The 20,325-nt window shown below is 69.0% G+C and carries 19 protein-coding genes and 1 riboswitch; of the genes, 6 read left to right on the top strand and 13 right to left on the bottom strand.

Features of this window, described 5'->3' with window-relative positions; translation table 11 throughout:
* Positions 1-38 precede the first annotated feature (38 nt).
* Positions 39-1,154, bottom strand: coding sequence for an alkene reductase (locus CMO28_RS00195; protein ID WP_296707895.1), 1,116 nt, complete (start codon positions 1,152-1,154; stop codon positions 39-41).
* A gap of 195 nt (positions 1,155-1,349) precedes the next feature.
* Positions 1,350-1,832: an Lrp/AsnC ligand binding domain-containing protein gene (locus CMO28_RS00200; RefSeq protein WP_296707897.1), complete on the bottom strand. Its 483-nt coding sequence runs from the start codon at positions 1,830-1,832 to the stop codon at positions 1,350-1,352.
* A 160-nt stretch (positions 1,833-1,992) separates the two neighbouring features.
* Between CMO28_RS00200 and putA the strand changes: the two genes are divergently transcribed.
* The gene (putA, locus tag CMO28_RS00205; protein ID WP_296707899.1) at positions 1,993-5,175 is read left to right on the top strand and encodes a bifunctional proline dehydrogenase/L-glutamate gamma-semialdehyde dehydrogenase PutA; all 3,183 of its coding nucleotides are present in this window, start codon (positions 1,993-1,995) and stop codon (positions 5,173-5,175) included.
* Between the two features lie 77 nt (positions 5,176-5,252).
* A riboswitch (SAM-I-IV-variant riboswitch) is annotated at positions 5,253-5,374 on the top strand.
* Between the two features lie 41 nt (positions 5,375-5,415).
* The gene (locus CMO28_RS00210; protein ID WP_062770343.1) at positions 5,416-6,357 is read left to right on the top strand and encodes a homoserine O-succinyltransferase; all 942 of its coding nucleotides are present in this window, start codon (positions 5,416-5,418) and stop codon (positions 6,355-6,357) included.
* Between the two features lie 6 nt (positions 6,358-6,363).
* On the opposite strand, the gene CMO28_RS00215 is transcribed toward CMO28_RS00210, so the two are convergent.
* Complete coding sequence (locus CMO28_RS00215; RefSeq protein ID WP_296707906.1) at positions 6,364-6,948, bottom strand: TetR/AcrR family transcriptional regulator; 585 nt, start codon at positions 6,946-6,948, stop codon at positions 6,364-6,366.
* Between the two features lie 189 nt (positions 6,949-7,137).
* On the opposite strand from CMO28_RS00215, the gene CMO28_RS00220 reads away from it, so the two are divergent.
* Positions 7,138-8,409 (top strand): MFS transporter, encoded by a 1,272-nt coding sequence (locus CMO28_RS00220; protein ID WP_296707909.1) that lies wholly within the window; start codon positions 7,138-7,140, stop codon positions 8,407-8,409.
* A gap of 33 nt (positions 8,410-8,442) precedes the next feature.
* Here CMO28_RS00220 and CMO28_RS00225 read toward each other — a convergent pair whose 3' ends face one another.
* The 5 genes from CMO28_RS00225 to CMO28_RS00245 all read right to left on the bottom strand — a co-directional run bounded on the left by CMO28_RS00225 (position 8,443) and on the right by CMO28_RS00245 (position 12,653).
* Positions 8,443-9,027, bottom strand: coding sequence for a peroxiredoxin (locus tag CMO28_RS00225; RefSeq protein ID WP_296707911.1), 585 nt, complete (start codon positions 9,025-9,027; stop codon positions 8,443-8,445).
* The gene (locus tag CMO28_RS00230) at positions 9,024-9,683 is read right to left on the bottom strand and encodes a LysE family translocator (protein WP_296707914.1); all 660 of its coding nucleotides are present in this window, start codon (positions 9,681-9,683) and stop codon (positions 9,024-9,026) included. The genes CMO28_RS00225 and CMO28_RS00230 overlap by 4 nt, the downstream gene beginning before the upstream one ends.
* Positions 9,680-10,504 (bottom strand): FkbM family methyltransferase, encoded by an 825-nt coding sequence (locus CMO28_RS00235; RefSeq protein WP_296707917.1) that lies wholly within the window; start codon positions 10,502-10,504, stop codon positions 9,680-9,682. Before CMO28_RS00235 ends, CMO28_RS00230 begins: the two co-directional genes overlap by 4 nt.
* A complete protein-coding gene (locus tag CMO28_RS00240; RefSeq protein WP_062770361.1) occupies positions 10,501-11,247 on the bottom strand; it encodes a methyltransferase domain-containing protein in 747 nt (248 codons plus the stop codon). Before CMO28_RS00240 ends, CMO28_RS00235 begins: the two co-directional genes overlap by 4 nt.
* Positions 11,248-11,432: 185 nt before the next feature.
* Positions 11,433-12,653, bottom strand: coding sequence for an MFS transporter (locus CMO28_RS00245; protein WP_296707924.1), 1,221 nt, complete (start codon positions 12,651-12,653; stop codon positions 11,433-11,435).
* Between the two features lie 200 nt (positions 12,654-12,853).
* Between CMO28_RS00245 and CMO28_RS00250 the strand changes: the two genes are divergently transcribed.
* The 3 genes from CMO28_RS00250 to CMO28_RS00260 all read left to right on the top strand — a co-directional run bounded on the left by CMO28_RS00250 (position 12,854) and on the right by CMO28_RS00260 (position 16,845).
* On the top strand, positions 12,854-13,867 hold the full coding sequence (locus CMO28_RS00250; RefSeq protein WP_296707926.1) for a nucleoside hydrolase: 1,014 nt from the start codon (positions 12,854-12,856) through the stop codon (positions 13,865-13,867).
* A gap of 157 nt (positions 13,868-14,024) precedes the next feature.
* A complete protein-coding gene (locus CMO28_RS00255; protein ID WP_296707929.1) occupies positions 14,025-16,298 on the top strand; it encodes a methyl-accepting chemotaxis protein in 2,274 nt (757 codons plus the stop codon).
* Between the two features lie 163 nt (positions 16,299-16,461).
* Complete coding sequence (locus CMO28_RS00260; protein WP_296707931.1) at positions 16,462-16,845, top strand: hypothetical protein; 384 nt, start codon at positions 16,462-16,464, stop codon at positions 16,843-16,845.
* A gap of 93 nt (positions 16,846-16,938) precedes the next feature.
* Here the strand turns inward: CMO28_RS00260 and bfr are convergent, their stop codons facing one another.
* From bfr to CMO28_RS00285, 5 genes are all read right to left on the bottom strand, one after another.
* Positions 16,939-17,421: a bacterioferritin gene (bfr, locus tag CMO28_RS00265; protein WP_296707934.1), complete on the bottom strand. Its 483-nt coding sequence runs from the start codon at positions 17,419-17,421 to the stop codon at positions 16,939-16,941.
* 211 nt (positions 17,422-17,632) lie between these two features.
* A complete protein-coding gene (locus CMO28_RS00270) occupies positions 17,633-17,842 on the bottom strand; it encodes a (2Fe-2S)-binding protein (RefSeq protein ID WP_014744140.1) in 210 nt (69 codons plus the stop codon).
* Positions 17,843-17,949: 107 nt separating this feature from the next.
* Positions 17,950-19,599, bottom strand: a complete 1,650-nt coding sequence (locus CMO28_RS00275) for an acyl-CoA synthetase (protein ID WP_296707942.1) — start codon at positions 19,597-19,599, stop codon at positions 17,950-17,952.
* A 111-nt stretch (positions 19,600-19,710) separates the two neighbouring features.
* A complete protein-coding gene (locus CMO28_RS00280; RefSeq protein ID WP_296707944.1) occupies positions 19,711-20,103 on the bottom strand; it encodes a YdbL family protein in 393 nt (130 codons plus the stop codon).
* Positions 20,103-20,297: a YnbE family lipoprotein gene (locus CMO28_RS00285; protein WP_014744143.1), complete on the bottom strand. Its 195-nt coding sequence runs from the start codon at positions 20,295-20,297 to the stop codon at positions 20,103-20,105. The genes CMO28_RS00280 and CMO28_RS00285 overlap by 1 nt, the downstream gene beginning before the upstream one ends.
* Between the last annotated feature and the right edge of the window lie 28 nt (positions 20,298-20,325).

Consider the following 20,325-nt stretch of genomic DNA (forward strand, 5'->3'; position numbering starts at 1 on the left):
TGCAGGCGGGGCCCGGCCCGTCGGAGGGATGTCTCAGTTCACTCGGCGGCGGCGCGGCCGTCGAGCGTGGGGTAGTCGACATAGCCCTTCGCGCCACCGCCATAGAGCGTGTCGCGATCGAGCGGTGCCAGCGGCGCGTTGCGGCGCAGCCGGTCGACCAGATCTGGGTTGGAGATGAACGGCCGGCCGAAGGCGACCATATCGGCCCGGCCTTCATCGATCGCGGCGATCGCGGCCGCGCGGTCATAGCCGTTGTTCACGATCCAGCCATGGCGGCCGAAGGCCTTGCGCAGGGCGGCATAGTCGAAGGGCTGGTTGTCGCGCGGGCCGCCGGTCGCGCCTTCGATCACATGGATGAAGGCGATGCCGCGCCGGCCGAGTTCCGTGGCGACATAGCCATAGAGCGCGGCCGGATCGGAATCCTGGCCGGCGTCATTGGCGGGGGTCACCGGCGAGAGCCGCACACCCACCCGGTCGGCGCCGAACACCGAGATCGCGGCATCGGTCGCCGCCAGCAGCAGCCGGGCACGGTTCTCGATGCTGCCGCCCCAGTCGTCGGTGCGGGTGTTGGTGGCATCCCGCAGGAACTGTTCCAGCAGATAGCCGTTGGCGCCGTGGATCTCGACGCCGTCGAGCCCGGCGGCTTTGGCGTTCTCCGCCGCCTTGCGATAATCCTCGATCAGCCGCGGCATCTCGTCGGCGGACAGGGCGCGCGGGGTTTCGAAGGGCACGAAGCCCGCTTCGGTGAAGGCCTGGCCTTCCGGGCGGATGGCCGAGGGCGCCACCGGCGGCACGCCGCCCGGCTGCAGGCTGGGATGCGAGATCCGGCCGGTGTGCCAGAGCTGCATGAAGATCCGGCCGCCCCGGGCATGGACCGCCTCGGTGACCGCCTTCCAGCCGGCCACCTGCTCGGGCGTGAAGATGCCCGGGGTCCAGGCATAGCCGCGGCCTTCGGCGCTGATATTGGTCGCCTCGGTGATCAGCAGGCCGGCCGCGGCGCGCTGGGCGTAATAGGTGGCGGCAAGCGGCGAGGGAACGCCGTCGGCGCCGGCGCGCGAGCGGGTCAGCGGCGCCATGGCGATGCGATTGGCGAGCGTCAGCGAGCCCAGCGTCACCGGCAGGAACAGGCGGGCATCGGAAATCTGGTCGGTCATCGGGTCGGGTATCCTCGGACGAAAAATGCGGAGCGGCGGGCCGGCCGCCGGCCGAGGCGCCGGGGTGGGCCCGTCAGATGCCGCGGGCATGCATCCGTGCAGATGGGGCGGCCTGTTGCGGTGCGGAAGTGGCCGCTCTCGTGAACAGGCCGTTTCCGGAGCGTGATAACAGACGTCACATCTCGCGGTCGGGGATCAATCCACCGGCAACCGCGCGTCGGTCTTCACCTCTTCCATCACCACATAGGTATGGGTGGTGCGCACCCCCGGCAGGCTGACCAGGCAGTCGCCCAGGAAGCGGCGATAGGCGGCCATATCGGCCAGACGCGCCTTGACCAGATAGTCGAATCCACCGGCGACCATATGGCATTCCAGCACATCCGGCTGCTGGCGGATCGCGGCCTTGAAGGCTTCGAACACGGTCTCGTCGGTGCGGTCCAGGCTGACCTCGATATAGACCAGGAGGGCGCGATCCAGCATGGCCGGGTCGAGTTCGGCGCGATAGCCACGAATATAGCCCTCGCGCTCCAGCCGCCGGACCCGTTCGAGACAGGGTGTGGGGGAGAGATGCACCCGGCGCGACAGCTCGACATTGGTCAGCCGGCCGTCGCTCTGAAGCTCGGTCAGGATGCGCCGGTCGATGCGGTCGAGCGGGCGTGGTGTGGCGTCATCGGTCATTGGCGGATCTCATGCTGCCAGATCGGGGTTCGGGCAGAGAATATAACGCCGCAACCGCCAGAACAGCCGCACATTCTGCCTGCTCACGGGTAATCTCCGGAGATTGCGCCCCATTTGCCAGGCGCCCAACCGCGTGCCGCCCCTCCGGAGACGACACATCATGATCCGCGATACCGACGCCCGTCCCTTCGCTCTCACCACCGATGCCGGCCGTCGCCGGATCGCGGAGCTGAACCTCGCCCCCGAGGCCGAGATCACCGCACGGCTGATCGAGGACGCCCGGCTGCCCGAGGGCATGGCCGCAACCGTCCGCAGCCGTGCCGAGGCGCTGGTCGCCAAGGTTCGCGCCGGGGACGAGCCGGCGCGTGGCGTCGAAGCCTTCCTCAAGGAATACGGGCTCGGCACCCGCGAAGGTGTGGTGCTGATGTGCCTGGCCGAAAGCCTGCTGCGCGTGCCCGATGCTGCCACCGCCGACCGGCTGATCCGCGACAAGCTGGGCGAGGCCGATTGGGATGCGCATCTGGGCCGCGCCGACAGCCTGTTCGTGAATGCATCAACCTGGGGGTTGATGCTGACCGGACGGGTGATCCGGCTGGCGCCCGAGGACGTCGCCGGCGGTGCCTCTTCGGCCATCGGCCGGCTGGTGTCGCGGTCGGGCGCGCCGGTGATCCGCCAGGCCCTGCATGCCGCGATGCGCATGATGGGTAAGCAGTTCGTCCAGGGGCGGAACATTCAGGAAGCGCTGGATCGTGCCCGCGCCGGCTGGGCGAAGGGCTGGCGCCATTCCTTCGACATGCTGGGCGAGGCCGCCCGCACCGAGGCCGATGCCACCCGCTATCACGAGGCCTATCTGGCGGCGATCCGCGCGGTCGGCAAGACGGCCCCGCGGGAGCTGGACGAGATCACCCGTCCCAGCGTGTCGGTGAAGCTCTCGGCGCTGCATCCGCGCTACGAGGCGGCCAAGGACGGCCGCATGCTGAAGGCACTGGGCGGCCGGCTGGCCGAACTGGCGCGCGAGGCGAAGGCGGTGGGCATCGGGCTCACCATCGATGCCGAAGAGGCCGACCGGCTCGACATCTCGCTCGACCTGCTGGAAGGTGCCGCGGCCGACCCGGCGCTTGCCGGCTGGAACGGTCTGGGGCTGGCGGTCCAGGCCTATCAGAAGCGCGCCCATGCGGTGATCGATCATGTGGTGGAGCTGGCCGGGCGCACCGGCCGCATCATCCCCACCCGTCTGGTCAAGGGCGCCTATTGGGACACCGAGATCAAGCGGGCGCAGGAACGCGGTCTCAGTTCCTTCCCGGTCTTCACCCGCAAGGAGGCGACCGACGTCTCCTATCTCGCCTGCGCCCGCCGCATGCTGGCGGCGCGCGACCGGCTCTATCCGATGTTCGCCACGCATAACGCCCATACCGTGGCGGCGATCGACGTGATGGCCGGCAATGACCGCCGCTTCGAATATCAGCGCCTGCACGGTATGGGCGAGCCGCTTTACGAGGCGGCGCTGGGCGATGCGCCGTCGAAGGGCGGCGTCAGCTGCCGGATCTATGCGCCGGTCGGCGCACATGAGGATCTTCTGCCCTATCTGGTCCGGCGCCTGCTCGAGAACGGGGCCAATACCTCGTTCGTGCATCGCCTGGCCGATGAGAGCGTCGCCATCGGCGATCTGGTCGCCGACCCGGTGGCGAAGCTTGCCGGCCGGGCCTCGCGGCCCAACCCGTCGATCCCGCTGCCGGGTGCGATCTATGCCCCCGAACGGCCGAACAGCCAGGGGCTGGATCTGGCCGATCCGCTGGTGGTGATGGAGCTGGACGCCGCCGTCGCCGCTGCCGCCGCCATGCCCGCCGAGGCCTCGGCGATCGTCGAGGGCCGGGATCGCGGCGGCGCCTTTGCGGAGATCCGCAGCCCCGCCGACCGCGCGGTGGTGGTGGGGCGCGTGGCCGAGGCCGACGATGCCGCGGTCGAGGCGGCGATCACGGCCGCCCGCGCTGCCTGGGGCCGCTGGGATGCGCTGGGCGGGCCCGCCCGCGCCACCGTGCTGGAGGCGATCGCCGATCGCTACTGGGCCGACCGCCACCGCGCCTTCGCGATCCTGATCCGCGAGGCCGGCAAGACCTGGCCGGATGCCGTGGCCGAGATCCGCGAGGCGATCGATTTCCTGCGCTACTACGCCGCCCGGGCCCGCGCCGATTTCGCCGGCCCCGTCACCCTGCCCGGGCCGGTGGGCGAGAGCAACGAGATCCGGCACTCGGGCCGCGGTGTCTTCGCCTGTATCTCACCCTGGAACTTTCCGCTCGCGATCTTCACAGGCCAGGTGTCCGCAGCCCTTGCCGCCGGCAATGCGGTGCTGGCCAAGCCGGCCGAGCAGACCCCGCTGATCGCCGCCTGGGCGGTGCGCCACATGCTGGCGGCCGGCGTGCCGGCCGGCGCCATCGCGCTGCTGCCCGGCGACGGTGCCCGGGTCGGTGCGAAGCTGGTCGCCGACGAGCGGGTCGCCGGCATCGCTTTCACCGGCTCGACCGAGACCGCGAAGCTGATCAACCGCGGCCTTGCGGGGCGTGACGGGCCGATCGTGCCGCTGATCGCCGAGACCGGCGGGCTCAACGCCATGATCGTCGACAGTTCTGCGCTGCCCGAACAGGTGGTGGCGGATGTGCTGACCTCGGCCTTCGGCTCTGCCGGCCAGCGCTGTTCGGCGCTGCGCCTGCTGTGTGTGCAGAAGGATGTCGCCGACCGGATCGAGACCATGCTCGCCGGCGCCATGGCGGTGATGGAGGTGGGCGACCCGATGCGGCTCGCGACGGATGTCGGGCCGGTGATCGATGCCGAGGCGCTGGACGGGCTGAAGGCCCATCTGGCGGCGCTGAAGGCGGCCGGCCAGACGAAAATCGCCGAGGCACCGCTGCCGGCCAGGGCCGAAGCCGGCACCTTCCTCGCCCCGACCGCCTGGCGGATCGACAGCCCCGACCGCCTGACCCGCGAGGTCTTCGGGCCGGTGCTCCATATCTGGCGCTATGAGGCGCGGGATCTGGAGGCGGTGGTACAGCGGATCAATGCCTATGGCTATGGGCTGACCATGGGCGTGCACAGCCGCATCGACCGGACGGTGCGCCGGGTGGCGGAGCTGGCCCGGGTGGGCAATCTCTATGTCAATCGCAGCATGATCGGTGCTGTGGTCGGCACCCAGCCCTTCGGCGGCGAGGGGCTGTCGGGCACCGGCCCCAAGGCCGGCGGTCCGCGCTATCTGCATCGGTTTGCGGTCGAGCGCGTGCTGTCGGTCAATACCGCCGCCGCCGGCGGCGACACCCGGCTGATGACCACCATCGCCGACGGCGGCGACTGAGCGTTCCGGCCCGTCACCCGCTCTGCAAGGCTGCGCATGGCGGCCATTGCAGAGCGGGTGCGATGGCCTTATGATCCGCGCCACATCAAGAGTTGGGGCGACGCCCAACGCCAACCTGCCGCATCCGGGCAAGGTGGCACTCCCTCGTGATCCCTGCGATCGGGAAGATGTGGCCGAGCCGGCAATCAAACGGATCACGCCACCGCGTCCGCCCCTGACATGCCGAGTGGGGACGCGCCGATGCCGATCAAGATTCCTGACGATTTGCCCGCCCGCCGCACATTGGAAGCGGAAGGGGTGATGGTGATGGGTGAGACCGACGCGGTCCGCCAGGACATCCGCCCGCTGCGCATCGGCCTGCTCAACCTCATGCCCAACAAGATCCGGACCGAGACCCAGTTCGCCCGGCTGCTCGGCTCCACGCCGCTGCAGGTGGAGTTGACCCTGGTCAAGATCACCGACCATGTCTCGCGCCACACCGCCACCGACCATATGTCGGCCTTCTACCGGCCCTGGGCCGAGGTTGCGACCGAACGCTTCGACGGGTTCGTGATCACCGGTGCACCGGTCGAACGGCTGCGCTTCGAAGAGGTCACCTACTGGGACGAGCTGCGCCGGATCCTCGACTGGACCCAGACCAATGTTCATCGCAACCTGACGATCTGCTGGGGCGCGCAGGCGGCGGTGCATCACTTCCACGGCATGGCCAAATACGACCTGCCCGCCAAGGCCTTCGGGCTTTATGCCCACCGGGTGCTGGCGCCGGCCTCGCCCTGGCTGCGCGGCTTTCCGGACATCTTCACCACGCCGGTCTCGCGCTGGACCGAGGTGCGGGCCGAGGATGTGCCCGCTTCGAGCGGCATGACCGTGCTGGCCGAAAGCGATCAGACCGGTCTCTGTCTGCTCGACGACCCGGCCCACCGGGCACTCCACATGTTCAATCATCTGGAATACGACACGGTCTCGCTGGCGGAAGAATATCACCGGGACGTCGCGGCCGAGGTGCCTGTGACCCTGCCGGTCGGCTATTTCCCCGGCGACGATCCCGGTCGCCTGCCTCACAACCTCTGGCGTGGCCATGCCCATCTGCTGATCGGCAACTGGATCAACGAGATTTACCAGACCACCCCCTTCGATCTGGGGCGGATCGGGATCGAGGATCACGTGCCCTCCGGCCGGTGACGACGGTCAGGTCCGGGGAAGCTTCGTGATCTCGTCGCGCACTGCGGCCAGGATCTCGTCCGACAGCGCGCGGTCACTGGCCTCGGTGGCACGGGCAAGTGCCAGGCCGCCGACCAGGGCCGACATCACCAGGATTGCCCGGTTGCGGTCGCCCCCGGCCCCGGCCAGTGCCGGGAAGCGCGCCGCCAGGGTGTCGATGAAACGGTCGACCCCCTCGGCATAGCTCGTCTGCACGCCGGGCTCCTGCCGCGGCACGTCGGTCGCCAATGCCGCGATCGGGCAGCCGATGTCGCGACGGCTGCGATGGGTGTCGGACAGATAGGTCTCGACAAAGCGGCCGAGATCGCGGCCCGCCTGGTCGCGCCCCGCCTCCAGCCGCTCGATCGTGTCGCCGAAGGCCTTGCCGCAGGCTTCGGCGGCAAGTGCGTCCTTGGACGCGAAATGGCCGTAGAAGCCGCCATGGGTGAGCCCGGCGGCCTTCATGATCTCGGCCACGCCGACACCATCGAAGCCGCGCTCGCGAAACAGCCGGGCGGCCGCCTTCACGATGGCGGCCCGGTTGGCGGCCGCCTGTTCCCTGGTCACCTTCACCGCTTTGGCCCCCTCTCTTCCGCACGTCGATCGGACGCGCATGCATCGATCTGCTCTTGACGGCGGGTATGACGTTCATCATCAATAAAACATGATGGCCGTCATCATAAACCGAACGCCGTTGGGCGGCAATGCGGCGGTGGACGGCAGGGCAGTCGACGGCTGCCGGGCCTGGGCAGGAGCGGACGAATGGCATCGACGGTGATCGCGGCGGCCCTTGCCCGCCGGCGGATCCATTACGGCTGGGTGGTCGCGGGCACGACCTTTCTCACCATGCTGGTGGCGGCAGGGGCGGTGGGCGCGCCCGGCGTGCTGCTGTTGCCGTTGCAGCGGGATTTCGGCTGGCAGACGTCCGAGATTTCCGGCGCCATGGCGATCCGCCTGCTGCTGTTCGGCCTGATGGGGCCGTTTGCAGCGGCGCTGATCAACCGTTTCGGCGTCCGGCGCATGGTGCTGGCGTCGCTGTCCACCGTGGGCGGCGGGCTGGCGCTCTCGCTGGCGATGACCGAACTCTGGCAGTTGATCCTGCTCTGGGGCGTGGTGGTCGGCATCGGCACCGGCATGATCGCCATGGTGCTGGGGGCGACGGTCGCGACCCGCTGGTTCGTGAAGCGGCGCGGCCTGGTGATCGGCCTGCTGACCGCCTCCACCGCCACCGGCCAGCTGGTGTTCATGCCGCTGATCGCCTGGATCGCCGACGGCATGGGCTGGCGCCCCGCGGTGATGCTGCTCTGCGGATTGATGGCGCTGGCGGCGATCCTGGCCCTGATTCTGCTCCGCGACCGCCCGTCCGATCTGGGCCTGCCGGCCTATGGCGAGACCGAGGTGATGCCGCCGCCGGCAGGCCCGGCTGGCGCCTCGGTCGCCCTGGCGGCGATCGGCGCGCTTAAGGATGCGGCACGGACCAGGGTCTTCTGGGTGCTGTTCCTGACCTTCTTCATCTGCGGCGCCAGCACCAATGGCCTGGTTCAGACCCATCTGGTACCGCTCTGTGTCGATTTCGGCGTGGCCGAGGTCAGGGCCGCCGGATTGCTGGCCCTGATGGGCATCTTCGATTTCATCGGCACGGTGCTGTCCGGCTGGCTGTCGGATCGCTACGACAACCGCAAGCTGTTGTTCTGGTATTACGGCCTGCGCGGGCTGTCGCTGGTCTTCCTGCCCTATTCGGATTTCACCCTCTACGGCCTGTCGCTGTTCGCGATGTTCTATGGTCTCGACTGGGTGGCGACGGTGCCGCCGACCATCAAGCTCACCGCCGACCGCTTCGGCCGGGAGCGGGCGCCGATGGTCTTCGGCTGGATCTTCGCCGGCCACCAGATCGGCGCCGCCACCGCGGCCTTCGGCGCCGGGCTGTCGCGGAGCGAACTCGGTACCTATCTGCCGGCCTTCTTCGCCGCCGGTATCCTGTGCTTCCTGGCGGCCGGTGCGGTTCGCACGCTCCGGCCGCCGGTCAGGGGTTGACAGGTGTGGGGCTGAAGGGTGTGGGGCTGGCCGTCAGCGCCGGTGCAGCCAGTCCAGCACATCGCCCGCATTCCGGTCGGGCGGGAAGACCGGATAGAACACCTGCTGCACCACAGCATCGCGGGTGATCAGGGTCAGCCGGCGGATCAGCCGGTGCCCGCCCACCTCCATCACCGGCAGGTTCAGCGCCCGGGTCACCTGCAGATCTGCGTCCGACAGCAGCGGGAAGGGCAGGTGCAGCCGCTCTGCCGCCTCGCGCTGCCAGGCGGTGTCCTGGGTGGAGATGCCATAGAGCGCAGAGACCCCGGCCTCGGCCAGCTCGACGGCATGGTCGCGGAAGGCGCAGGACTGCGGCGTGCAGCCGCGGGCACCAGGGATCATGTCCCAGCCCTCGGGCAGGGGCTGATCCGGCCGGCCGGTCATCGGATAGAAATAGAGCACGCTCCAGCCGGCGAGATCGGCCAGACGGACGGTGCCGCCCGCGGTCGAGGGCAGGGCCAGATCCGGCAGACGGGCGCCGGTCAGATGTGCGGCGGCACCGTCATCGACGGGGGCCGGGATGCTGCTCCAGTCGACACTGGTCAAAGAGGGCTGGTTGGCGGGGGAGGGGGCGGTCACAGGGCACTCCATGCAAGTGTGGTGGCAAAGCCGATCAGCGCGCCGCCGAAGACGAAATCGACCCAGCCATTGGAGGCATCGACCGCCCGGGCGATCACGCCTGATCGGGCGAGGATCGCGAAACACGACCAGAACAGGGCCGATTGCAGGATCAGCTGGCCGCCGAAGACCGCAAGGGCTGCACGCGGCAGATCGGGGGTGGCGACCTGCGAGAAGATGCTGACATAGAAGATCGCGATCTTGGGGTTGAGCAGGTTGACCAGATAGCCGTCGCGAAACAGCGCCGCCGGCGAGCGACGCTGCGGTGGGGGTGAAACCGGGGGTGCCGCAGCGCGTGCCGCGCGGCGGTGCCGCATCTTGGTGACCGCGGCCATCAGATTGCGGATGCCGAGCCAGACCAGATAGGCGGCGCCGCCCAACGCCAGGGCCAGGCCGAGGGCGGGGGAGGCGGCGATCACCGCCGCCACCCCCGCCATCATCAGCGCGACATTGGTGACCGTCGCCCCGACGATGCCCGAGACCAGCGGCGCCATCGGCCCCATGCGGGGTTCGGCGCCATGGCGCAGCACGATCAGCGCGGTCGGCCCGGGGGAGAGCATGGCGGCAAGATGCACCACCGCCAGCAGCATCACCGATCCGAACAGCTGTGCGGTCAAGGTCGGAAGGTCCCGGGACGGGTGGCCAGGATCAGCCGTTCGCGATCGATCTGCGCCTGGGTCCAGAGCGCGGGATCGACGAAGCGCCGCCGGGTTTCCCCGGTCAGCGGCACCGGCAGCGCGGTATCGGTGTCGCGGAAGTCGCGGACCTCGAACACTTCAAGCCCGGCGCCTTCCAGCCGCCCCAGCATGGCTTCATAGTCGTGGCCGCCGACCAGCAGATGATGGGCATGCACCTCGATCAGCACGGCCCGAAGGTCGATGCCGGGCAGGCTGCCGGCCAGGCAGGCGGGCATGCCGGCCAGAACCACGCCCTCGGCACCGTGCACGTCGATCTTCACCACCAGCGGTCCGGCGGGCAGGTCGCGGGCCAGATCGTCGAAGCGCCGACCGGGCACGATGATCGCGTCCGGCGTGTCGGGGGCGACGATGGTCCGGCCACGGAAATGCAGGCTGTCGCCGGTGTCGTTGAGCGCCAGACAATGGGCGCGGCCGGGCTCTCTGGTGGCATGGGCATCTCCGGCGCGGCGGATGTTTCCGGCCAGCACCTCGAAAGCCTGGGGGTTGGGCTCGAAAGCCTCCACCCGCCAGCCTGGATAGCGGGCGGCGACGAGGCAGGGGTAATAGCCGTGCAGCGCGCCGACATCGCAGAAGGTGGCGGCCGGCAGCCTGTCCGCGATCCGGTCGAGCAGATCGACCACGGCAGGTTCATAGCCGAGGGCCGAGAAGGTTTCGCGTGCCACGGTGTCGCCCGGATCGTGGAGGGCGAAGCTGGTACCGCGCACCGCGAAACGGGTCAGGGGCAGGGACATGTCGGTCATTTGATCGCGAGCCACCCTTCGAAGCAGAGATATTTCTGGACCGTGATGATGTCGCTGAACCCGGCCCGGCGCATGAAGTCGACATTCGCCTCGGAGGTGAAGGGCTCCATCTTGCCCTTCAGGCTCAGGCTTTTGGCCAGGACCTCGTGGTGGTCGTAACCGTTGGCGAGCTTGAATTCGTTGTAGAGCGTGGTGAAGGCATCCTGGAAACGGGCGTCGTTGGCCCGCACCTTCTCGAACAGGATGAAGGCGCCGCCCCAGTCGAGGGCGTCCCAGATCCGGTCGAACAGGGCCTGACGATGTTTGGGCGGGATGAACTGCACCGTGTAATGGGCGGTGATCAGGTCCGAGCGTTCGAAGGCGAAGCGCTCCGCCCGGGCGGTCTGGAAGAACATGTTCGGCATGTCGGCATGGACCTGCCGGGCATGGGCGATCATGTCGGGTTCCACGTCCAGCCCGATGAAGCGGGTGTCGGCGAGGTCGCCATGGCGTGCCGCCAGCCGGCGCAGCAGGGTGCCGGTGGAGGTGCCGATCTCGTAGACGGTGGACCCCGCCCGGACGAAATAGTCCGAAAGCCTGGCCGTCAGATCATGGCCGCTGTCGTAAAGCGGCACGGATCGGGAGACATGGCCGTCGAACTTGCCGGCGACATCGCCGGCAAAGCTCCAACGGGCCGGTGCAACGGCAATACCGTCACCGGCGGCCAGCTCCACGATCCGGGATGTCTCCGGTGTCGCGGTCATCAGTGGTCTCCGTGCGGCGCGGACCGGTGGCGTGGCCGCGCGGCGGATGGAACTGCCCCCTGCCTTTTCGCCAGCAGAAGATTCCATGGAGATGCTTCTTTTTCAATCCGAAATTCTACTGATGATTTCTTTATGGAAAAGAAAAACGCCCAGATGGTTCATCCGGGCGTTGTGGCGCATGACGATCAGACGCCTATGGCGCGCGGGCGAGTGCCTTCCATGGCCCAGAGCCAGGCCAGGGCACAGGCCGTCAGCGCCACCGGCGGCAGGGCCGAGAGGGTGAGCGTGGCCCAGTCGAAGCGCTCGATGAGCTGGCCCGAGAAGAAGGCCGAGAGCGCCACCAGCCCGAAGACCAGGAAATCATTGGCAGCCTGACCCGGGCCCCGTTCGGCCGGCAGCAGCGACAGCGATACCAGGGTGGTGGCACCGACGAACAGGGCCGACCAGCCGAGGCCGAGCAGGGTGAGGCTGATCCTGAAATGCCAGACGCTGATCCCTGAGGCGCCGACGCCGATCGCCATCGCCATCAGCAGGCAGCCGGCCAGCATCATCGGCATCAGGCCGAAACGTTCGATCAGCCGGCCGACGATCAGCGCCGGGGCGAACATGCCGAGCACATGCCACTGGATGACCTGGGCGGTGGAGGTGAAATCCAGCCCGCAGGCGACCATCGCCAGCGGTGTTGCGGTCATCAGCAGGTTCATCACCGTATAGGCGGTGATGCCGGCCAGGATCGCGATCACGAAACGCGGCCGCCGGAAGGCGGCGCCCAGCCCGCCCGAGAGTGATTTAACCGTGCCGGCCGGCTTGCGCAGGTCCAGGGCCAGGGCGGCGATCAGCATCAGAAGCGCGGCACCGGCGATCACCAGATAGGTGCCGAGGAAGGGATAGGGCGATATCGCGTCGCGTGATGCGCCGGCCAGCGTGGGGCCGACCAGGGCGGCGAGCAGCCCGCCCGAGATGACGAAGGCGATCGCCCGCGCCTCGCCGCCGCGTGGCGCGGCCTCGCCCGCCGCATGGCGCAGGAAGACGCTGAAGCCGTTCGACATGCCGACCAGAACCATGGCGGCACAGAGCAGCAGGAAGCTCGCCATGGCGATGGCGACGGCCGCGAGCAGCGCCCCGGCGATGCCGAGACAGGCGCCGAGCGCAAAGCCCGCCCGCCGGCCCTGCCGCGCCATCAGCATCGAGGCCGGGATGGTGGTGGCGGTATTGGCGATGAAGGTCAGCGCGAAGGGCAGGGTGGCCAGGCTCTTGTCTTCGGCCAGCATATGGCCGGCGAGGGCCGATACCGTCACCAGCAGCATGGTCATGATGGTGTAGAAGCCCTGCGACAGGGACAGCAGGGCAATGGCGCGGCGGCTGCCGCCCGGCGCACGGGCCGAGTCGGTGACGGTGGCGGTCATGGGGGTGGGAACTCCGCATCCTTCTGGTCCGGGATGTGCCCCGCATCAGCCGGCGGGCCCGGGGTGTTTTCACCATCCTGACCTGTTGAAACCGCCGCGTCCATATCGCGTGGCGTCCATATCGTGTATCGGACCTCTTCCCCCCCGGGTATCGGGCATGTCACTCTGTCGGCCCCGAACGCCATTTGAAAGCCGTGCCCATGACCGCTGTCGCCGTGCCGCCCACCATCATCGACTGCGACCCGGGCGTTGACGACGCCCATGCCCTGTTCGCGGCGATCGGTGCCCGGCACCTCAGCGGCCTCGAGGCGGTGACGGTGGTCGCGGGCAATGTCGCGCTCCGTCACACCCGGCGCAATGCGCTGCGGATCCGCGAGGCGGCCGGGCTGGATGCCGCAGCGCTTCCGGTCTATGCCGGCTGCCCCGGGCCGATGATCGGCGCCCTGACCGACGCCGCCGACGTCCACGGTGCCGACGGTCTGGACGGCGCCGGCCTGCCCGAGCCGCAGGGAGAGGCGGAACCGATCCATGCGGTGACCTTTCTGATCGACCGGCTGCGGCGGGCGGCGGCAGAGGGCCGCCGGGTCCGGCTGGTGACGCTGGGGCCGCTGACAAATCTGGCGCCGGCGCTGATCATGGCGCCCGACATCGCAGACGGGCTGCTGGAGGTGCGCGCCATGATCGGCAGTGCCGGGCGCGGCAACATCACCCCTGCGGCCGAATTCAACGCCTATGTCGATCCCGAGGCGCTGGAACGGGTGGCGGCCACCCTGGATGCGGCCGGTGCCGACGGCGTGCCGTTCTACGTTTACGGGCTGACGCTCACCCATACCGTCACCGCCGATCGTGCCGAGATTGCCCGATATGCCGCCCTCGACAGCCGGGCGGGGCGGGCCGTCGCCGGCATGCTGGGGGCCTATCTCGACCGGCACCGCGTGGCGCCGCTGCCCGGCATGGGCGGCGCGCCCGCCGACGAGGCACCTCTGCACGACCCTTGCGTCATCGCCGACCTGCTGGCGCCGGGGGCCGTCAGGGCGGTACCGGGGCGATTGCGGGTCGTCCTCCACGGGCCGGCGCGGGGGCAGACGCTCGCCTCTTTCGATACGGGCCTCGGCGTCGGTGTCGGATCGCGGGTCGTCTGGATGGTCGAGGGCGATGCCGGCCGCCTGCGCGCCGCGCTTTTCTCTGCTGTGGCCGACCTCGGCGACGGCTGATCATCGTGTGGCGTTAACGGACCGATAAGTTTCATCCTTTAATGATGTTGTCATGAAGATCCATGCGACGGCCGGGCCGGGGGGGCTCCGACCGCCGCATGCCGCGGGCAGGACGCGGAAACGACAAAGAAGAACGATCAGGGGAGGTTGGGACGACATGAGCGAGCATGACCAGCAGGCCACCGGTGCGGGAGCCGATGTCACGACCACGCCGGCACCGGAAACCGGCCGTCGCCGACGTTTCCGTCGCCGGCGGGCCGAGAGGCCCCGCGGCCGGGACGTCCGGCGCCCCGGGCGGCTGGGCCGGATCGGGCTTGGGCCGAAGCTGTTCCTGGCCTTTGCGGTGGTGTCGATCCTGGCCGTCGTGGCGAGCGGTGTCGCCTGGATCTCTTACGGTCGGGTGGAGCGTGGCTTCGAGGAGGTGCAGGAACAGGGCGTGCGGCCGCTGACCGCGGCACTGCGTCTTGCCCGGCAGGCGGAGGTGCTGGCGGCCTCGGCCCCGGCTGTCGCCAGTGCCGGCTCGGCCGAGGCGCTCGACAAGGAACGCCAGGCGATCACCTCCGCGATCGGCGGCATGCGCGGCGATCTTGCCGCCCTGCAATCGGCCGGGCTGGATGCCGGCCTGGTCGGCATGGTCGGCGAGGATGTCGACGCCCTGATCGCCCGGCTCGATGAACTGCTCAAGGCGGTGGAAGAGCGCTATGCGCTGACCGCCCGGCGGGAGGCCGCCATCCGCGACCTGGCCGGTGCACGCGACACCTATCTGGCGGCCATCTCTCCCGGGGCGCAGCGGATCTCCCAGGACTTCCGCAACAAGGCGGAGGCGACCGCCGGCATGTTCGAGTTCGGCATGCTGCAGGAGGCGGTCTATGATCTGACCAGCCGGCAGCTGCCGGCCCTTCAGCTCAGCATCCAGCTGCGCGGTGACATCGCGGCCGCCCAGGGCATCGTTGCCGAGACCGCGACCATCACCAACGCCACACATCTGGAACGGCTGCGTCAGCGGCTTCAGGCGGCCGCCTATGCGCTCGATCGCGACACCAAGGCCCTGGACGAGCGGGTGAACAAGGGCCCCCTGCTCGAGGCGGTGACACGCTTCTCCCAGGCGGCGACGCCCGGCGACAAAAACAATGTCTTCGAGATGCGCGTGGCGGAAATCACGGCGCTGACCCAGGTCGACCAGCGTCTGCAGGCCGCCCGTGAGGCCGGCCAGCTGCTGGCGGAAGATGTCGACGGGCTGGTCTTCCAGACCTCGGGCGCCATCGCCGAGGTCCGCAGCCGCACGACCGAAGACCTGACCCGCAGCCGGACGGTTCTGCTCGCGCTGGCCGGTGCAAGTGTCGCGGTCTCGCTGCTGATCGCGCTCGGCTATGTCGGCCGGCGGGTCATCGGCCGGTTGCGGCGTCTGGAGCGGGCGATGCGGTCGGTGGCGGCCGGCGATCTGACGGTGGAACTGCCGCCGGCGGGGGGCGACGAGATCGGCCGGATGACCGAGGCCCTGCAGGTCTTCCGCGACACCACCGCCGAGGTCGAGGCGGCCAAGGCGCGCGCCGCGGCAGAGGAAGAACGGCAGCGGGAGATCCGGCGCAGGGAAATGCTCAACCTGGCGGCCACTTTCGAGGCCGAGGTCAAGGGCGTCGTCGACCAGCTGGCAGAAGCGGTTTCGGCCCTGGGGGCCAGTTCGTCGGAACTGACCGCCGCTGCGGCCCGGGGTGACGAACGTGCCCAGACCGTCGCTGCGGCCAGCGAAGAGGCGGAACGCAATGCCGAGACGGTCTCCGATGCCACCCGTCAGCTCTCAGGCGCGGTTGCCGAGATCGGTAATCAGGTCCAGGAGGCATCCACCATCGCCCGGGGCGCGGTCGCCCAGGTGGAGCGCACCGACACCACGGTCGAGGAGCTGGGCAAGGCCAGCGAGGAGATCAGCGAGGTGGTGCGGCTGATCGGCGAGATCGCCGGCCAGACCAATCTGCTGGCGCTTAATGCGACCATCGAGGCGGCGCGTGCCGGCGAGGCCGGCAAGGGCTTCGCCGTGGTGGCGGGCGAGGTGAAGACCCTGGCGGCCGAAACCGCCAAGGCGACCGGTCGGATCAGCCAGCGGGTGGAGGCGATCCAGAACCGCACCGGAGAGGCGGTCCAGGCGATCCGCGACGTGCGCGACACGATCCTGCGGCTGAACGAGATTGCGAGTGCCATCGCGGCCGCCGTCGAGCAGCAGGGCAGCTCCACCCAGGAGATCGCCCGCAGCGTGGCCGAGCTGAGTGCCGGGTCCCGCGAGGTGTCGACATCGATCGCCGATGTCGCCGATGCCAGCCGCCGCACGTCGGAAGGGGCAGATCAGGTGCGGCATGCGGCCGACGCATTGGGCGCGGCCTCCCGTAATCTCGACGGGTCGATGAGCGGCTTCCTGGATCGTCTGCGCAGCGCCTGACGCCCGGGGGGAAGGCGGAGGGAGGATGTCGTCAGGCGCGGATATTTCCCTGTTTCTTTCCCGTCAATCGCGCCTTTCCCTTACACAGCCGTCGCCCCACCTCTATATGAATGGGCCCTTCCACATCCGGGGCCGGCAGATCCACCGGAATGGGAGGCCCCACATGACCGAGGATGGCGCGAAGATCGTTGAACTCGGCCGGCATCGCAGCGAGCGCGTGCCGATGCCGCCGAAGGATGCGGTGCGTGGGGCTGTACCGGTGGTGGTTGCGTTCGATCGCCGGCAGCGTGCGGTCGACCGGCTGTCGCGGGCGCTGGAGGCGATCGATGCCGCCGGTGCGGATCTTGCGGCCGCGCGTGGGGCGCTGGATCATCAGCACCGGCGCCTCGACGATCAGCGCGGCCAGCTGGCCCGACATGTCGAGCGGCTGGGCGGGATTGCCGACGACCTGAACCGCCGCGCCGCGCGCCTGCGCGAGATCGAGGCCGAGACCGACCGTGCCATCGCGATGGTCAACGAGGGCCGGTGGGTGGATCCGCAGGGATGAACCAGCGGGATTACCGGCAAGGCTTCAAGCAGAAGGGCCGGCAGTGAAAACTGCCGGCCCTTCCGTTGGTCAACTCTGTCGGGGCGGCCCGGATCAGGGCTCCTCGATCTCGCCGGCCGCGGTCTGGAGATAGTTCTGCAGGCCGAGCTGATCGACCAGGCCCAGCTGGGTCTCCAGCCAGTCGATATGCTCTTCCTCGCTCTTCAGAATCTCGCGCAGCAGATCGCGCGTGACGAAATCGGCCTTGGTCTCGCAATCGGCGATGGCGACGCGCAGATCGACGACGGCCTTCATCTCCAGATCCAGATCGGCCTGGAGCATTTCGGGCACGGTCTCACCGATGTGCAGCTTGCCCAGATCCTGAAGGTTGGGCAGACCTTCCAGGAACAGGATCCGCTCAATCACCTTGTCGGCATGCTTCATCTCGTCGATCGACTCGTGGTACTCGACGTGACCGAGCTTGCGATAGCCCCAGTCCTTCAGCATCCGGGCATGAAGGAAATACTGGTTGATGGCGGTGAGCTCGTTCTTCAGCACCGTGTTGAGGTGCTTGATGATCTTGGGATCGCCCTTCATGGCCGTCTCGTCCTCGTTCTCGTGACCCGATGCCGGCTGCAGGGGAAGGCGCCGGCTTTGAACGAGACTATAGCCACAACTCTGTCCCGCGGCCAGTGCGGACAGGCTGGAATTCTTCAAAAAGTCGTGGAATTACTTGAGTTTGCGTCGCAGCTTCGAGCTTTTCTTGAGTTTGCGTCGCAACTGCGCGATCGAAGCCTGAGACTGACTGTCAGGCGCGGATCGACGCCGGAACCGCCGCATTTGCCGCCTCGGCACCGGTGCTGCCGCAGCCGGGCAGCATGGCCCGGACGCAGTCGATGCATTTGCCGCATTGCGGCCGGGTCCCGAGGGCGCGGTAGACGCCCGAGACACTCCGCGCACCGGCCGCAGCCTCGCGCACACGCCGTTCCGTCAATCCGTTGCAGATGCAGACATACATGCTGAGCCGCACTCCGATCCGGGGGCTGGTTGCAGTGGCGGGAAGGGGCGCTTCGCCGCCACTGCGAACCGTTCGCATGGATAGAGTGGCAATGCTGAGAATGATTGTCAATCGCCTATTGTCGCCTCGCGTTGCTTCAGAACGCGCCGCATGATCTTCCCGGTTGCGGTCATCGGCAGTTCCGTAACGAAGGCGATCTCGCGCGGGTATTCATGGGCCGCCAGCCGGTCGCGAACATGGGCACCCAGCGCGCGGGCCAGATCGTCCGACGGCTCAACCCCTGGGGCCGTAACCACGAAGGCCTTCACGATCTCGGTGCGCACCGGATCGGGCTTGCCGATCACGGCGGCCATGGCCACCGCCGGATGGCGGATCAGGCAGTCTTCGATCTCGGCCGGGCCGATGCGGTAGCCGCCGCTGGTGATCACGTCGTCGGCCCGACCCATGAAGTGGAACAGACCGTCGGCGTCGCGCCGGCCCATATCGCCGGTCAGCAGCCGGCCATTGCGGAACTTGGCCTCGGTGGCCGCAGGGTTGTTCCAGTAGCGCAGGAACATCACCGGGTCGGGGGCACTGACCGCGATTTCGCCGGTCTCGCCATCGGGCACGGTCTGGCCCGCCTCGTCGACGATCAGCACCTCGTGGCCGGGCACGGCGCGGCCCATGGCGCCTGGGGGCGAGGGTTCGATCCGCTGGTTGCAGGACACGGTCAGATTGCATTCGGTCTGGCCGTAGAATTCGTTGATCGGCACGCCCAGAACCTCGCGCCCCCAGTCGAGCAGCTCGGACCCGAGGCTTTCGCCGCCACTGCCGACGGAGCGGAGCGCCAGATCGGCGGGCACCCGGTCGCGGGGCACGCCACGCATCAGTTTCAGCGCGGTCGGCGGCAGGAAGGTGTTGCGCACCCGCTCCGTCGCCATCAGCCGGAGGGCGGCTTCGGGGTCGAATTTGCGCATGCGCTGCGAAACAACGCCGATCCCCATGGCCCAGGCCGGCAGCAGGACGTCGAACAGCCCGCCGATCCAGGCCCAGTCGGCCGGTGTCCAGAACAAGTCGTCCGGCCGGGGCGGGAAGTCGTGCGGCATCTGCACGCCCGGCAGATGGCCCGACAGCACCCGGTGGGCATGCAGTGCACCCTTGGGATTGCCGGTGGTGCCCGAGGTATAGATGATCACGGCGGGATCATCGGCCGCGGTGTCGAGGATCGCGGGCGGAGTGCCGGTGGCATCGCGGATCAGCCGGTCGAAGGCGATGGTGCCGGCCGGCACCGGCTCGGGGCCGGTCACGATCACCCGGGCAAGATCCGGACAGTCGGTCTGCACCGACATCACGGCATCCAGCCGGCCGGGATCGACGATCACCGCGCGGGTGCCGCTGTCGGCCAGGCGATAGGCGAGCGCTTCCGGGCCGAAGAGTGTGAAGAGCGGCAGGGCGATGGCGCCGATCCGGTAGATCGCCATATGGGCCAGCGCCGCTTCGGGGCTCTGCGACAGGCAGATCCCCACCCGGTCGCCGCGCCCGACCCCCAGATGCAGAAGCCCGGCGGCCAGACGCCCCGCCAGCCGGTCGATGTCGGCAAAACTGAAGACCTTGCGGCTGCCGTCTTCCTCGACATGGATCAGGGCCGTGCGATCCGGCGCCTCATGCGCCCAGCGGCCCGCGGTCTGGGCGGCGATGTTCAGCCGCGCCGGGATCTGCCAGCGAAAGCGGGCGCGCCATCCGGCAATGGTTTCGTCGGGGCGGGGAGCGTCGAGCATCGGGCGAGTCCTCCGGTTGGCCCCGAGGCTCGTTCCATGGCCTGTCGGGGCCTGCAGATCCTGCCGCGTCTGCCCCGGGCCGGCAAGGCTTCCGCCCGCCGGGGCGTGGCCTCAGGGCTTCTGCACCCAGCCGCTGCCTTCCGGCATCACCCAGGTTCCGGACGGGGCGCGCTCGATCACCTGCGCGCCGGCGATGCGTTCGACGGCCGAGAGCGAGGCGCCGCGCCTGGCGGCGATGGCCCGATAGCGGTCCTTCCGCTGCAGGTTGATCCGGTCGATCACCTGCTGCGTGGCGGCATCGGTCCGGGACTTTACGGCACCCACATAGCCGTCAAAGCGCTCGCCGACCAGCCCCTGCGCCTTCAGCGCATCGAGGCCGGCTTCCTGGGCCATGGCGGCGCGGGGCTGGGCCAATGGCAGGACGGCGGCGGCGGGCAGGGCGGCGGCCAGCAGAACGGCGAGGAACCGGGCGGCGGTGCGGCGACGGGCGGGCAGGGTCGGCATCAGAACAGCTCCGGCTCTTCGGCGAGCAGATCCTCGATGTCCTTTTCGACCCGGACCCGGACCTCGTGCTCGATCTTGACGTTGACGTTGATGACGATCGGCTTCTCGGGCGCCTCGACCCTCACGGTCGGCTGGCAGGCCGCCAGCAGCACCAGAATGCCGGCCAGCGGCAGCAAACGTATCGGTCCGGCCATTCCTGTCCTCCCCGGCCTGCGGTATCGG

This window comes from Tistrella sp., from assembly GCF_002684955.1.
Lineage (GTDB): Bacteria > Pseudomonadota > Alphaproteobacteria > Tistrellales > Tistrellaceae > Tistrella > Tistrella mobilis.